Here is a 14,713-nt window from a genome sequence, read left to right as displayed (position 1 = left end):
ATCACAAAAAAGGCTTCATTTCTTGATTTCTGTCAATTCTTGTCATAGAAAAAATGGCAAAATGGCATGCTTTCAGGCTATATGACATGATAAAGTCTCATCCCGGCAGGCAGTAGGTATTGCCACAGCCAAACAAACTTATTATCAGTCTATAAAAAAAAAGTTTGAGGCACAGTTCTTGTGCGTCAAACTTTTGGGATATCCCGATTCTGATGCCTTTACTTCTCTGGGAAGATTTCTGCCAGCTTCTTTGCCATGCGCTCAGCGAGTACGGTGGTATAAACAACCTTGCCCTCCGGGTTGATGAGGTACATGGTAGGAAGCCAGGAAATCTTGTAATCCTTGGAAATCTGGGTTTCCTTCCACTTCTTGAACTCGCTGTACTGCTCCCATTCTACACCGTTTGCCTGAGTGTAGTTGTCGAGTTTCTGCTTGTCGGTATCCATGGATACGCCGATGAACTTGGCACGGGTGCCGTACTTCTGGAACATCTCCTTGACGGTAGGAATCTCTCTGCGGCAATCAGGGCACCAGGTAGCCCAGAAATCCAATACTGTCCATGTTCCCTTCTTGAGAGCAGGGAAGGCTGGGGCCTCTGTTCCTACAGTCAGGAGATTCTTGGCATAGAGTACGTCCACATCCTGTGGGTTCTGGGCTGTTGTTGCGCTGCCCTGAGCGTTGGCTCCGATGACAGATGCTGCCATGAGGAGCAAAGAGAATATTGCTTTTTTCATTTTTCTTTGTTTTTAAAAACTGCTGCAAAGATACGGATATTTTTTTGAAATCGCTATCGGATGAAAGAAAAACATGCCGGGCGCATCTTCAAAAAGATGGCCCGGCATGTTTTTGGGGAGCAGGCTTGCTGGCGTAGGCAACTTTCTAGGCAGTCCCCGTTTTTTTATCTTTGCACCCATCTAAAAGCAGTTTGGCATGAAGCCTGGTGAATTTTTGGAGCAAGGATAATGGGAGGGTAACTGAGATATAGAAGGTAAAACAGAAAAGTCCATGACGGGGGTAAAAACTGTCATGGACTTTTCTGTTTAGCTGATGTAAACTACATGAATTTATTATTGGTCTTAATCATATTTATTCATGGGTAGCAAAGCGCTGCTCAGCCAGCTTTTCATATTTGGTTCCCGGCTTGCCGTAGTTGGCGTATGGCCAGATGCTGATGCCGCCGCGTGGGGTAAAGATACCGGTTACTTCGATATACTTAGGATCCATCAGATTAATGAGGTCCTTCATGATGATGTTCACGCAGTCTTCGTGGAAATCGCCATGATTGCGGAAGCTGAAGAGATAAAGTTTCAAACTCTTGCTCTCTACCATCTTTACATCAGGAATATAGCTGATGCGAATCTCTGCAAAGTCAGGCTGGCCTGTGATAGGGCAGAGGGATGTGAACTCAGGGCAGTTGAAACGTACCCAGTAATCGTTGCTAGGGTGCTTGTTGACAAAGGTTTCCAATACCTCTGGTGCATAATCCATTCTGTATTCGGTCTTGGCTCCGAGAGCCTGCAAACCATCTTCTTTTCTGTCTGTCATATTGTTTTCTGTTAAATGCTTCTATGTTCTATTCTACTTAAAAAATGAAAGTGCTTAGCCGAGGCTAAACACTTTGAATACGTTGTAGGAGATGTTTTCGTCGTAGACGTCTTCTCCCTCATGCTTTTTGATGGCTTTTACTACACGGATGGTGATAGGCAATACCACAATCTCGTAAGCCGTCTTCAGGATGACCTGCCAGAGCATCAGCCAAGGCAACTCCGATGTAGGAACCACACCTCCCAAAGCCAATGGGAAGAAGATGAGGCTGTCGCAGCTTTCACCGGCAATGGTACTCAGAATGGCACGTGCCGAGAAATGCTTGCCACCATCGCGAATCTTCATCACACTCATGACGTATGCATTGGCAAACGAACCGATGATGAAGGCAACGAATGATGCTGCTGCAATGCGGGGAGCCAAACCGAAAATGGCATGGAAGCCGGCATCGTTGGTCCAGTAAGGTGCGGCAGGGATGACATCGCAGATGGCTCCGAGTGCTACGAAGAAGAAGTTCATGGCGAAGCCTGTCCATATCAGCAGACGTGCCTTTTGATAACCCCATACTTCGCATACCACATCATTGATGATGTAGCTCACTGGGAATACGATGAGACCACCGGTTAGGGAAACTGGCCCGAAGGCGATTTGCTTTGTTTCGAGTACGTTTGCTGCAATGAGACAAACGCAGAAGAGAATGCTGAAAAGCATAAACAGCACACTCACTTGAGTTTTTTTCTTGTTCATTTTCTTGTTTTTTACGAGGTTTACCAAGCACTCGAGTTAATAATTGCACGTATGGGAACTACCCATTGGTGCGAAAACGGCTGCAAAATTACAACTTTTCTTCCTATCTGCCAAATATTTATGAAAATATCTTCAATAAATGATGATAATATCTGCAAAAAAATCCCAAGTACTATCACTAGCACTTGGGACGAAATTTATTGTTAAACCAAAATTTATCAACCTAAAAACCTAATCTAACAATCTTTTTATCAACTAACAACCTATTTTATCTGAACAAACTAACAATCTGTTTTGTCTTAACTAACTAACAACTTATATAAACTTAATCTAAACCTAAAACAAACTAATGGAGTTTGGCTTAGATGGAAATCTAAGCCTAAACTGAAACCTAGCTGAGAGTGTTAGCCCACAGTAATCTGTCGAGCTACCTTCTGCTCTTCCTTCTGCATCTTAGGCAACTGGATGGTGAGCACACCGTCAGCTACGCTGGCAGAAATCTTCTCCTTGTTGACATCGTCTGGGAGAATCAGGGTCTGCTCAAACTTAGCGTAAGAGAACTCGCGACGCAAATATACGTGCTCCTCCTGCTCTGGCTGGCGCTTGTTCTCCATCTTGATATGGAGATCACCGTTCTCATTGAGATTTACCTCAAAGTCGTCCTTGCGCATTCCTGGGGCTGCAAGTTCTACTGTATATTTTGTCAAAGACTCCTTTACGTTGATGGCTGGGGCTGTAGTATTAGCCTTCTGCATATTACCCTCGTTGAAGAGTCCGTTAAATACCTCTGGTATCCAAGAATTTCTGTACATCATAATCTTAACCTCCGATTATATTTTAATTATTATTATTCGTTATTATTTAATGTTGTGTAGCGAATTATTTATCCGCTTACATTCTCTCTTTTTGCAATCCTTATACCAAAGTGGAAATTTCTGTCATTTCGGCAGAAAAGCTGAAGAAAAGCAAATAAAAACCCTCCAAACAAAATAAAAAGCCCGACATTCTGTCACGAATGCCGGGCTTCTAATTTTTAACAAGAGAGTCGCCGTTCTTCTCGGTTTCACCGAGAGTCCCCTCGGTTCTTTATTACTCCATGAACTTCTTGGCAGCTCTGAGCTGGTGTCTCATCACGCTCAAGAATTCCTGGCTCTCCTGCAGTACATTCAGGTAGACCAGTGAAATCTGCATCAGAGAATTATCTGAAAGATGCTGGATGCGGTCAATATGCTTCTTGCGAAGTACGCTGAGCTCATCCTTGCAGGCATCTGCTTCGGCGAGAATCTCGCGGTAGTTCTCGTAGCGGTTGGTTTCAATCTGTTCGCAGCTCATACGCATCAGGTCGTTGATCTTCTGGCGTACAGGAGCAAACTCCTTGGTGTATTCTGCTGGGAGTGGGTTGAAGTTGTTGTCCACGTGCTCCTTGATTGGGTCGAGCATACGGCGCAGAGAGTAGATGAACTGCTGGTTGCTGTTGGCTCCCAGATGGAACCAGGTGTTGCGCTCGATGGCAATCTCCATTGGCGATTTCTTCAAACCGAGCATCTCCTGGCGACGGAACTTCTTCAGCATATCCTGCTCCTTCTTCAAGTCCTTGTTGGCATGACGGAGATACTTAGGATTCTCGTTGGCAAGACCATCCATAATCTGGTTGAACTCGTTGAGTGCAAAGTGGCAGACGAAGCTCTGGGTGCGGGATACCTGGCGACGAAGCAGATCCCATACTATTTCTGGATCGTGTGAGCGCATCATCAACTGGAAGGTACTGCCCTTGCTCTCTTCCTTAGCCTTCTTGTTATACTGGATATTGCTGCGGATGAGCAGGAAGATAACCAATGCCATGAAGCAGCTCTGGATACCTACACCTCCGAAGTGCATGATGAGGCAGATAATGGCACAGGCTGCGAAAGCTACACCGGCAGTGATAAACCAACCACCAATTACACTCAATACACCGGTTACACGGAACACGGCACTCTCACGGCTCCAAGCTCTATCTGCCAGTGAAGAACCCATAGCCACCATAAAGGTTACGTATGTAGTAGAGAGTGGCAACTTCAGGTTGGTACCGATGGTGATGAGCATACTTGCCAATACCAGGTTTACAGCTGCACGAACCACGTCGAAGGCAGCGCTCTCTTCCAGCTCTACATCTTTCTTGTCGAAACGGCTGTTGATCCAGTTCATCAGAGCCTTTGGCATAAACTGCTTCAACCATGAATCTGTAGCCTGGCAGTTGCGGACGATGACACGGGCTGCAGAAGAGCTGCCGAACATCTCGTCACCCTCGTCCTGACGGCTCAAATCCACAGAAGTCTTGATTACGTTCTGAGCCTTTTTGGAAGTTGCCATGGCGATGATCATCACGGCACCGGCTGCAAGGAGATATACTGGAGTGGTCTTGGCGCTGTCTATCAGAGAAGTCATCATAAACTGGTCTGGAGCAGCACCGTTGGCATTCGCCATATAGTCCTGATAAGAAGAAAGACCAGCGAGAGGCACACCGATGAAGTTCACCAGGTCGTTACCGGCGAAAGCCATCGCCAGGGCGAAAGTACCCATCAGCACGGTAAACTTGAAGATGTTGATGCGGCAGAGATGCAGGAACTCCATCACGATGGCAGAACTCACGAAGGTGATGCAGAGCAGCAAGCCAAGGTTCTGATCGATATAATTGCGCCACTCAGCTGGCAGGTAAGGACTCTTGCCCAATCCCTTCATGAAGATGAAGTAAGAGAGGGCCGTGAAGGCGATACCACCGAAGATGGCGATGCTGTAGCGTGAATGCTTGCGATAGTTGAAGGTGAAGACGATACGTGAAAGCCACATTACAAAGGCACCGAATACGAAGGCGATGATGACAGATGAGAAGATACCCATGATTACCTCCAAAGCCTTGTTACTGTTGAGCAATACGCCATAGTTCAGACTATCGTCTCCATACATCTTCAGAGTTGCGAGGATGAAGGCACCTCCCAGGAGCTCGAACACCAAGGAGACGGTGGTTGAAGTAGGCATTCCCAGCGTGTTGAACACATCCAGGATGATGATATCCGTCACCATGACGGCTAGGAAGAGCGTCATCACTTCCTCGAAGGTGAAGTGGTCTGGACTCATGATGCCGTGTCGGGCAATGTCCATCATTCCCGATGACATGATGGCTCCTAGTACTACACCGCAGGATGCGATGATGAGCACCGTGCGAAACTTAGCCACCTTAGCTCCGATGGCAGATTGCAGGAAGTTGACAGCATCGTTGCTGACTCCCACGAAGAGATCAAACACTGCCAGAGAGAGCAGGAAGATCACAATACAAAGATAAATCGTACTCATATTTTTTATTAATGTTTATATACCTTATTATATAGGGGCTTGTCTCAACATAGCTAGATACATTTCTCCCCTTGCTTTTCCGGGTGCAAAGGTACGAGTACGATGTTACAGGTGATTTAAACAGGTGTTACAATATTGTTAAGATGTTCTGAAACGAAAGAAAAAACTCTACTCTTAATTCTACTCTTCACTCTTCACAGATGTGGTGTAAATTATTGAATATGAGGTATTTGTGTCTGTGAAGAGTTACGCTGACTCTTCACCACTCTTCACCACTCTTCACCCGATTGATTTTTCTGCTGTTTATAAGGGAAATTGGAGGCTCTGAAAATCGGAAAGTGGCTCAAGTAAACTTTAACAAAGCCTTACGTAAACTTTATCTAAGGCTTAAACCAAGTTCAAAGGAGGCTTAAACCAAGCTTAAAGGAGGCTTAAGCTAAGCTTAATAGAAGCCTGATGCAAGCCACAATAGAAGCCTGATGATGGTCACAATAGAAGTCTGGAACGGGTCTCTATAGAATCCCAAAAGGTGAAGAGTGGTGAAGAGTTGTGAAGAGTCGGCATAACTCTTCACCGCAGTAAGTGGTTTGTATTCAGATGCTTATGCCATATATGTGAAGAGTGAAGAGTGGATTTGAAAGCAGGGCTTACGTACAGAAAAATTCCGTCAGCCTTTATGCTTTTGGCGAAACGTTTTATAGGCATGTAGAAATCTCTATCCCGACGTAGTAATATTTATCTTTAGACGGCAAAAAGTTGCCCGCCTAGGGGCAATGTTGTGCCCTAGTAAGACAATAAGTGAAATGTCCCCATTCGCATTTGAAATCTACAGGATGGCACATGAAACTTACAGACTTTCCATCCGTTCTTTAGTAAGAAAAATTATAATTATCGCTATTCTTGCTTGAAGGGTATGAAGAGAAATGATATGTAAAAAATAAAATGAAACACCGTTTGGAATCTTCATTAAACAAGAAAATTTCAAACGGTGTTTTATTTGTTCTTAAGCCTCTGAAGAAATCTGCAGCTTCCAGCCATCAATTGTACCTGTCTCAGATGAGAAGTTGCAGCCTATCTGGTATGTCTTTCTTTTGTCAGCTGCATACTCACGAGCATATCCTATAGGGTATTTCATATTGTTGCTTTTATTGAATTTTGGGCAAAGTTACGAAAAATATTGGTATATGCAAAAGAAAGCAGAATAAATTGTTTTCCTTTTCGGATAAAAACATTAACTTTGCAACTAAAAGAAATGAAAAGTATGGAAAAACTGAAGAATATCAAGGCGATAGCCTTCGATGCCGATGATACGCTCTGGGCATTACAAAACTATTTCGAGGACGTGGAGCATGAGTATTGCGAGCTGCTTGCGGAATATGGAAAGGAAAAGGATATTTCTGCTGCTCTCTTCGAGACGGAGAGTAAAAATATGGCTGATTTGGGTTATGGCTGCAAGGCTTTCACCATATCCCTGGTAGAGAATGCGGTGAAGGTGAGTCATGGTAAGGTGGAGGCGAATGTCATCGCCCAAATTGTGGACTTGGGTAAGAGCCTCCTGCATCTTGATGCCAAGCCTTTGGAAGGGGTAGAGAAAACCTTGGCTTGTTTCCGTGAGATGAAGAAATATAAGCTGGCAGTCTTCACCAAGGGTGAGTTGATGGATCAGGAGAATAAGTTGTGGCGTTCGGGACTGCAGCGGTATTTTGATGTGGTGACTATCGTGAGCGACAAGACGCCCAAGGCTTATCATCGTCTCTGCAGGGAACTGGATGTAACTCCCGACGAGCTGGTGATGGTGGGAAACAGTTTCAAGAGTGATATTGCTCCTGCATTAAAAATCGGAGCTTCGGCTGTCCATATTCCTTTTCATACCACATGGGCACATGAAAAAATAGAGGAATTTGAACATCCGAAGCTCCGACGTATCTCAAGATTCGAGGAACTCCTCGATATATTATAAAATAATCCGAGGATATTTTTTAATCTTCTCCAGACTCATCATTCAATGATTCCAGCATTTCTGTGAAAGGACCGTGGAAGGTGCTGAAGAGATGGAGAATCTCCTTACGCTGTTCCTCTTCCTCTTCCCAAAGGCTGATTTCTCCCTTCTGATGAGCCTTGATGAGCTTGGCGCAACGCTTGATCTTGCGCTTGTTGTTGCGTGCCTGCAGCTGGTCGCCCTGGATTGGCTTCTGGGTGACGAACGAGAATGCTACAAGCTGGTTCATGAACATGTCGAACATCGGGTCGTCATGACTCCAGTCGCTGTCCTTCAACCAGAACCACTGGAAGGCATACTTCTGTTCCATGGCGATGAGCTGCTGTCCGAGGGTATCCATGTCGGTTCCTTTAGCCATCTGCTCCTTGATGAATGCAACGAGACTCTCTGGATTGATTTCCAATTCAACCTCCTGGGCAATGGAACTGCCAGAGATGTTCACGCGCCAACGGTAGTTCTTGTTCTTGATGAGTGCAGAATGAGCATTCATCATCAGCTGGCTCAGCTTACCTTCTGACGGAATCTGGTCTACCACGGAAAGGCGTTCGCGCTGGTCGCGTACCACCAGCTGTGCACTCTCAGGGCGCAATACGCAGATATAAATCAGTTTGTCATTGTCGAGATGCAATGAGAAACGGTCGTTGGTATCGTTGCCTACGAACTCGTAGCGGTAGTTGTCTATCTGGTCGTGTGCCACTTCTATCTCTCCATGTACTTTGTGGTCTTCAGCGTCATACAGAGAGAATCCGATGTATGGAATCTGCAGGGTGAGAGAGAACGGATTGCCGTCCTCCTCTGGAATGAGAGTCAGGCGCAGACCCTCCTCGCCGAAGTCTTCCTTCTTGCATACGAATCCTTTGTCGGTTTTTTCTGCTTTCTCTACTTTTACCTCACCGTGACGCCAGTAGAAGTCGAATGTAATAGTATTGTCATCTTCGCTAACCACATTGATAAAGTCATCAATATCCTGTCCGAGATAGATGATTTTTGCAGGTTCATATTCCTCTGTGTCGTCATCCTCCAAAGGCTTTACCCACAATTCGCCAGGAATAGGGTCGTCTTCCCATTCTGCATCTTTTGCAGCAGCGGTAGACTTAAAGACCAGGAAAATCATTCGCTGTTCCTCTCTGCTGCCGTCTTCACGACATAGGAAGACCTTCGATTCCTTTGGAATGAAGAAAGGAGTGTCAATGAACGGATTCTTACATAATGCTGTATACTCTACCTCTGTCCAGATAGGTAATTGATGATTTTTCGTATTGTTCGCCATATTCTGCTTGAATAGTCTATAAATTTTGTAACTAGATTTTTGTCTTTTTCTCTGTTATTCCAAAAACGGGTGCAAAGGTACTGAGAAAAGCAGACAAAACAAAATTTCGCAACCATTTTTTGTATTTATTCCCCTATATTTCTCATTTTTGTTCTCTCAGTTTGGCAATTAATAATTAATAATTAATAATTTCGGTGCAGAAAATGTAATAAATGAGGGGAAAAGTCTGATTTCTCGAATTTTTTGTCTAATTTTGCACCTTGGTATGGAATGCCTTGGCTTTTGCGAGCTTGAGAGCATCGGATACACATTAATTATATATAATAGAAAAAAAGAAATTTAATAATAAGAATGAAGAAGAAAATTCAGTTCAGTCTCGTATACCGAGACATGTGGCAGAGTTCTGGTAAGTTCCAGCCACGCAAGGATCAGTTGGCTAAGATTGCCCCAGTTATCATTGAAATGGGTTGCTTTAGCCGTGTAGAGACCAATGGTGGTGCTTTCGAGCAGGTTAACCTCCTCGCAGGTGAGAATCCTAATGATGCAGTTCGTGCATTCTGTAAGCCATTCAACGAGGTGGGCATCAAGACTCACATGCTCGACCGTGGATTGAACGCTCTTCGCATGTACCCTGTGCCAGACGATGTACGTGCCTTGATGTACAAGGTAAAGGCTAAGCAGGGTACCAACATCACCCGTATCTTTGATGGTTTGAACGATGTTCGTAACATCATTCCTTCTATCAAATGGGCTAAGGAGGGTGGTATGACTCCACAGTGTGCACTCTGTATTACCAATTCTCCTGTTCATACTCTCGAATATTATATGAACATCGCCGACCAGCTCATCGCTGCAGGTGCAGAGGAAATCTGCTTGAAGGATATGGCTGGTATCGGTCAGCCTGCATTCCTCGGTAAGCTTACCAAGATGATCAAGGACAAGTATCCTGAGATCATCATCCAGTACCACGGTCACTCTGGTCCTGGTCTCTCTATGGCTTCTATCCTCGAGGTCTGCAACAATGGTGCCGACATCATCGATACTGCCATCGAGCCATTGTCATGGGGTAAGGTTCATCCAGACGTAATCTCTGTCATCAGCATGCTGAAGAACGAGGGCTTTGAGGTTCCTGAGATTAATATGAGCGCTTACATGAAGGCTCGTGCCATGACTCAGGAGTTCATCGACGAGTGGTTGGGCTACTTCATCAACCCAGGTAACAAGATTATGTCTTCATTGTTGCTCGGTTGCGGTCTCCCTGGCGGTATGATGGGTTCTATGATGGCAGACCTCGGCGGTATGCGTCAGACTATCAACAATATCCGCAAGAAGAAGGGTGAGGAAGAGTTGTCTATGGACGACCTCCTGATCAAGCTCTTCGACGAGGTAGAGTATGTATGGCCACGCGTGGGTTATCCTCCATTGGTAACACCATTCAGCCAGTACGTGAAGAACATTTCATTGATGAACCTTCTCACTATGGAGCAGGGCAAGGGCCGCTTCGTGATGATGGACGATTCTATGTGGGGTATGATTCTCGGTAAGAGTGGTAAGATTCCTGGAAAGATTGATCCAGAACTCGTAGAGCTTGCCAAGAAGCAGGGTCGTGAGTTTACAGATGTTGATGCTCATACATTGCTTACTAATGCACTCGACGACTTCAAGAAGGAGATGGACGAGAATGGTTGGGAGTATGGTCAGGACGACGAGGAGCTCTTCGAACTTGCCATGCACCCAGAGCAGTATCGCAATTACAAGAGCGGTCAGGCTAAGAAGAACTTCCTGGCTGACCTCCAGAAGGCAAAGGATGCCAAGCTCGGCAGCACCTTGACACCAGCTCAGCTCGCTGAATTCAAGCACGCCAAGGCTGATGCTATCGTAGCACCAGTTGCAGGTCAGATTTTCTGGGAGTTCCAGGGCGAAGGCGAGTGCCAGCCAGCTGTAGAGCCATTCATCGGTAAGGAGTATAAGGAAGGTGATGCCTTCTGCTACATCCTCGCTCCATGGGGCGAGTTCGAGACAGTTCCTGCTGCATTGGGTGGCAAGCTTGTAGAAATCAATGCTAAGCAGGGCAGCAAGATCCGCAAGGGTGATGTCATCGCTTACATTGAGCGCGAGAATAATTAAGAATTGATAATTAAGAATTAACAATTAGGCTGCGCCGTTGTGGACGGCTACGAATAATTATTAATTATGAATTATAAATTATTAATTGATAAGTATTATCCTGAGGATAATGAGCTTCGTCATATCCTCATTACACATAGTCAATCTGTAGCGCAAAAAGCGCTACAGATTGTTTCGTCTCACCCTGAATTGCGTTTGGATGCCCAGTTTATCGAGGAAGCAGCGATGCTTCACGATATAGGAATCTTCATGACCGATGCTCCCGGCATCATGTGTTTTGGCTCGCAACCATATATCTGTCATGGTAGATTGGGTGCCGAACTCTTGCGTAAGGAAGGTTATGAGCGGCATGCTCGGGTATGTGAGCGCCATACAGGTGCCGGCATCACAAAAGAGCAGATCGAGAAGCAGCAACTGCCTCTGCCTCACCAGGATTTTCTGCCCGAAACAATGGAGGAAAAGGTAATCTGCTATGCTGATAAGTTCTTCAGCAAGACTCATCTCGACAAGGAAAAGAGTATTGAAAAGGCAGAGAAAAGTCTCGCTAAGTTTGGCGAGGAAGGAGTAAAGCGCTTCCAGGAATGGGAGCGGATGTTTGAAATAGGATAGAAGTTCAGTTGGGTGACTTCTTAACAATAATTTCTGAATGAGAAAACAATCAACTATAGCTGCACTGATGTTTGCTGCCATCTCATGCATGATGGTGGCAAACCCGGGTATGCCTTCTAAAAAGAAAGACAAGAAGGCTCAGGTGGATTCTACTGCCGTGGCTGTGGGCGACTCCGTCTTTGTCGATTCTCTCGGCAATGAAATCATCAGTACGGAGGCCGATACCACCCAGATGGACTCGCTGCAGAAGGCTATATGGAAACATAATAAGGTAGTGGATGACAGTATCCATCAGGATAGTATCAACCGTAAGAAGTCGGGTGGTATTGATGCGCCGGTCAGTTATCAGGCAGACGACTCGCTGGTCTATGATGCTCATAACAAGGTAGCGCATCTCTTTGGTAATTCGAATGTGAAGTACCAGAACATGGATCTTTCTTCTGATCATATATCCATGGATCTCGACAAGAGCAATGTGAAGGCAATGGGTACTCCCGATTCTTCTACTAAGGAAGGTGTCAAGGGAAAGCCAATCTTCAAGATAGGAGGTGATACCTACGATACCGACACGATTAAGTTTAATTTCAAGAGCAAGAAGGCTCTTATTAATAATGTATATACAGCGCAGGAAGATGGTTTCTTGCGAGGTATGAAATCGAAGCGAGATTCTTCTGGTACGGTTTATCTGAAACATGCCACCTATACCACCTGTGATGATCCGCATCCGGATTTCTATATCTCACTCTCACGTGCCAAGATGCGACCGAATAAGGATGTGGTCTTCGGACCTGCTCATCTCGTGGTGTGCGATGTGCCGGTTCCTATAGCCATACCATACGGTTTCTTCCCGTTCTCCAAGAGCTACAGCAGCGGTTTCATCATGCCGACATACGGTGATGAGAGTGCGCGCGGATTCTATCTCAGGGATGGTGGTTATTATTTTGCCATGAGTGACAAGTGGGACTTGAAACTCCTCGGAGAAATCTATACCAAGGGATCTTGGGGACTTTCGGCGGCAAGCAACTATCGCAAGCGATATAAGTATTCCGGTTCCTTCTTCTTCAGTTACCAGGATACGAAGAATGGAGACAAGGGTATGCCTGATTTCACAGAGCAGGAGAGCTTCAAGTTGCAGTGGAGTCATAGACAAGACTCAAAGGCTAATCCGTTCAGTTCGTTGTCGGCAAGTGTCAACTTTGCCACATCCAGCTATGAGCGGAATAATCTGAGTTCACTCTATAATCCGCAGACGATGACGCAGAGTACTCGAACCTCTTCTGTCAACTGGAGTACAACGTTCTCCAGCATCGGTATGTCGCTCAGTTCTACAGCCAATCTTTCGCAGAACATGCGTGACTCTTCGATAGCGATGACCTTGCCAGACCTCAACATCTCTATCTCCCGATTCTATCCGTTCAGAAGAAAGAAGATGGTGGGTGATGAGAAATGGTACGAGAAAATCGCCATGAGTTATACAGGACATATCTCTAACAGTATCAATACCAAGGAGGATAAGCTGATGCACAGTTCGCTTATCAAGGACTGGCGCAACGGATGGCAGCATCAGATACCAGTGAGTGCATCGTTCACTCTCTTCAAATATCTCAATGTGAGTCCTTCGTTCAACTTCACCGACCGTATGTATACCAATAAGGTGGAGAAATCATGGGATAGCGAAAAGCAGGTTGAGAAGAGTGATACCATATATGGTTTCAACAATGTTTATAACTGGAACATGAGTGTAGGTCTCTCTACCAAGCTGTATGGATTCTGGATTCCTAACCGTAAGCTCTTCGGCAATAGGATTGACAGGATTCGCCACGTTTTCACTCCGACGGTCAACTTCAGTTATGCGCCAGACTTCGGTGCTAGCCGATATGGATTCTGGGATACTTATCAGAAGACCGATGCTGATGGTAACGTATCGCTCGTCAGTTATTCACCATATCAGAATGCACTTTACGGTGTGCCGGGTAAGGGCAAGAGTGGTAACATTTCCTTCACTCTGGGCAATAACCTGGAGATGAAATGGAGAGATAAGAACGACAGTCTCAAGAAGGTGAGTCTCATTGATGCGTTCGACATCAATATGAGTTACAACACCGCAGCCAAGGTTCGCCCTTGGAGCGATATGAATATCAACCTCCGTCTCAAGTGGTGGAAGAACTACACATTCAATATGAATGCTGTCTTTGCTACATACGCATATGAACTGGATGATCAGGGTAATGTGTTTGTTGGCAACCACACAGAGTGGGGCAAGGGTCGATTTGGACGATTCCAGGGAATGTCTCAGAACTTCTCATTCACGCTGAATCCGGAAAAGTTGAAGAAACTCTTCGGTGGTGGCGATGATGATGATGATGATAAGGACAAGAACAGGAAGAGCGATGATGACGATGAAGGTATGGATACCGACATAGAAAGCAACGTGGATGATAATATCGAGAAGGGTAAGACGGCAGCCAAGAAGAGTGGCGGTGGTAAAGCAAAGACCGACACCGACGGTTATATGGCATTCAAGATGCCTTGGTCTTTGACCTTTGGATATGGTGTTACGATGCGTGAGGATACTCGACGAGAGAAATTCAACGAGAAGTCCATGCGCTATCCATACAAGTTTACACAGACGCTTAACATGAGTGGTAATGTTCGCTTGAGTGATGGATGGAACATCAGTTTCTCTTCCGGTTACGACTTCGAGAATTCCAAGATTAGTATGACTACAGCCAGTCTGGCTCGAGATCTCCACTGCTTCAATATGAGTTGTTCAGTAGTACTTGCGCCATATACCAGTTATAACTTCACCTTCCGATGCAATGCAGCTACATTGACGGATGCGCTGAAGTATGATAAGCGTAGTGGTTATTCTAACGCCGTCAAGTGGTATTGATTTGGCTAGGGAATCAAATAGAAATCAAACGAGGATAACGGGTATTTGAAAAAAACACCGGTTATTCTCGTTTTTTTATGATATATCTTTGTTATTTCAGATATTAATCGTAAATTTGTACCGGATATGGAAAATCATATTTTGGATAATTCCCAAAATAGCAATTGAAAATAATAATTGAAAATTTAAA

Annotated in this window: 11 protein-coding genes; 4 read left to right on the top strand and 7 right to left on the bottom strand. The window is 45.1% G+C overall.

Translation table 11 applies throughout. The features are described 5' to 3' along the window. Positions 1–218 precede the first annotated feature (218 nt). From ACQRBJ_RS03675 to ACQRBJ_RS03650, 6 genes are all read right to left on the bottom strand, one after another. Positions 219–734, bottom strand: a complete 516-nt coding sequence (locus tag ACQRBJ_RS03675; protein WP_445302877.1) for a TlpA family protein disulfide reductase — start codon at positions 732–734, stop codon at positions 219–221. A 352-nt stretch (positions 735–1,086) separates the two neighbouring features. After that, the gene (gene queF / locus ACQRBJ_RS03670; RefSeq protein WP_295346011.1) at positions 1,087–1,545 is read right to left on the bottom strand and encodes a preQ(1) synthase; all 459 of its coding nucleotides are present in this window, start codon (positions 1,543–1,545) and stop codon (positions 1,087–1,089) included. A 54-nt stretch (positions 1,546–1,599) separates the two neighbouring features. After that, the gene (locus tag ACQRBJ_RS03665) at positions 1,600–2,292 is read right to left on the bottom strand and encodes a queuosine precursor transporter (protein ID WP_153125355.1); all 693 of its coding nucleotides are present in this window, start codon (positions 2,290–2,292) and stop codon (positions 1,600–1,602) included. Between the two features lie 404 nt (positions 2,293–2,696). Continuing rightward, positions 2,697–3,104 (bottom strand): Hsp20/alpha crystallin family protein, encoded by a 408-nt coding sequence (locus ACQRBJ_RS03660; RefSeq protein ID WP_295346038.1) that lies wholly within the window; start codon positions 3,102–3,104, stop codon positions 2,697–2,699. Between the two features lie 277 nt (positions 3,105–3,381). Beyond that, a complete protein-coding gene (locus ACQRBJ_RS03655) occupies positions 3,382–5,625 on the bottom strand; it encodes an inorganic phosphate transporter (protein ID WP_445302876.1) in 2,244 nt (747 codons plus the stop codon). Positions 5,626–6,628: 1,003 nt separating this feature from the next. Next, the gene (locus ACQRBJ_RS03650) at positions 6,629–6,760 is read right to left on the bottom strand and encodes a hypothetical protein (RefSeq protein ID WP_441931588.1); all 132 of its coding nucleotides are present in this window, start codon (positions 6,758–6,760) and stop codon (positions 6,629–6,631) included. 126 nt (positions 6,761–6,886) lie between these two features. Here ACQRBJ_RS03650 and ACQRBJ_RS03645 point away from each other — a divergent pair, with 126 nt between their 5' ends. Continuing rightward, positions 6,887–7,585, top strand: a complete 699-nt coding sequence (locus ACQRBJ_RS03645) for an HAD family hydrolase (protein WP_217760956.1) — start codon at positions 6,887–6,889, stop codon at positions 7,583–7,585. Positions 7,586–7,604: 19 nt separating this feature from the next. On the opposite strand, the gene ACQRBJ_RS03640 is transcribed toward ACQRBJ_RS03645, so the two are convergent. Further along, on the bottom strand, positions 7,605–8,894 hold the full coding sequence (locus ACQRBJ_RS03640) for a hypothetical protein (protein ID WP_441935980.1): 1,290 nt from the start codon (positions 8,892–8,894) through the stop codon (positions 7,605–7,607). A 351-nt stretch (positions 8,895–9,245) separates the two neighbouring features. Between ACQRBJ_RS03640 and ACQRBJ_RS03635 the strand changes: the two genes are divergently transcribed. The 3 genes from ACQRBJ_RS03635 to ACQRBJ_RS03625 all read left to right on the top strand — a co-directional run bounded on the left by ACQRBJ_RS03635 (position 9,246) and on the right by ACQRBJ_RS03625 (position 14,523). After that, positions 9,246–11,021, top strand: a complete 1,776-nt coding sequence (locus tag ACQRBJ_RS03635) for an oxaloacetate decarboxylase (RefSeq protein ID WP_445302875.1) — start codon at positions 9,246–9,248, stop codon at positions 11,019–11,021. A 66-nt stretch (positions 11,022–11,087) separates the two neighbouring features. Continuing rightward, a complete protein-coding gene (locus ACQRBJ_RS03630; protein WP_295346065.1) occupies positions 11,088–11,630 on the top strand; it encodes an HDIG domain-containing metalloprotein in 543 nt (180 codons plus the stop codon). A gap of 37 nt (positions 11,631–11,667) precedes the next feature. Then, positions 11,668–14,523: a putative LPS assembly protein LptD gene (locus tag ACQRBJ_RS03625; protein WP_445302874.1), complete on the top strand. Its 2,856-nt coding sequence runs from the start codon at positions 11,668–11,670 to the stop codon at positions 14,521–14,523. Positions 14,524–14,713 lie beyond the last annotated feature (190 nt).

Origin of the sequence: Prevotella sp. SGI.167 (genome assembly GCF_050313615.1) — a bacterium.
Classification (GTDB): domain Bacteria; phylum Bacteroidota; class Bacteroidia; order Bacteroidales; family Bacteroidaceae; genus Prevotella.
The sequence above is the reverse complement of the archived record's forward strand: the minus strand, read 5'-3'. Positions and strand labels throughout refer to the sequence as shown.

Excerpts from the sequence above, each read along its gene's own strand:
- ACQRBJ_RS03675 (WP_445302877.1), bottom strand. The coding sequence starts at position 734 with ATGAAAAAAGCAATATTCTCTTTGCTCCTCATGGCAGCATCTGTCATC.
- ACQRBJ_RS03655 (WP_445302876.1), bottom strand. The coding sequence starts at position 5,625 with ATGAGTACGATTTATCTTTGTATTGTGATCTTCCTGCTCTCTCTGGCA.
- ACQRBJ_RS03635 (WP_445302875.1), top strand. The coding sequence starts at position 9,246 with ATGAAGAAGAAAATTCAGTTCAGTCTCGTATACCGAGACATGTGGCAG.
- ACQRBJ_RS03625 (WP_445302874.1), top strand. The coding sequence starts at position 11,668 with ATGAGAAAACAATCAACTATAGCTGCACTGATGTTTGCTGCCATCTCA.
- ACQRBJ_RS03640 (WP_441935980.1), bottom strand. The coding sequence starts at position 8,894 with ATGGCGAACAATACGAAAAATCATCAATTACCTATCTGGACAGAGGTA.
- ACQRBJ_RS03660 (WP_295346038.1), bottom strand. The coding sequence starts at position 3,104 with ATGTACAGAAATTCTTGGATACCAGAGGTATTTAACGGACTCTTCAAC.
- queF (WP_295346011.1), bottom strand. The coding sequence starts at position 1,545 with ATGACAGACAGAAAAGAAGATGGTTTGCAGGCTCTCGGAGCCAAGACC.
- ACQRBJ_RS03665 (WP_153125355.1), bottom strand. The coding sequence starts at position 2,292 with ATGAACAAGAAAAAAACTCAAGTGAGTGTGCTGTTTATGCTTTTCAGC.
- ACQRBJ_RS03645 (WP_217760956.1), top strand. The coding sequence starts at position 6,887 with ATGGAAAAACTGAAGAATATCAAGGCGATAGCCTTCGATGCCGATGAT.
- ACQRBJ_RS03630 (WP_295346065.1), top strand. The coding sequence starts at position 11,088 with ATGAATTATAAATTATTAATTGATAAGTATTATCCTGAGGATAATGAG.
- ACQRBJ_RS03650 (WP_441931588.1), bottom strand. The coding sequence starts at position 6,760 with ATGAAATACCCTATAGGATATGCTCGTGAGTATGCAGCTGACAAAAGA.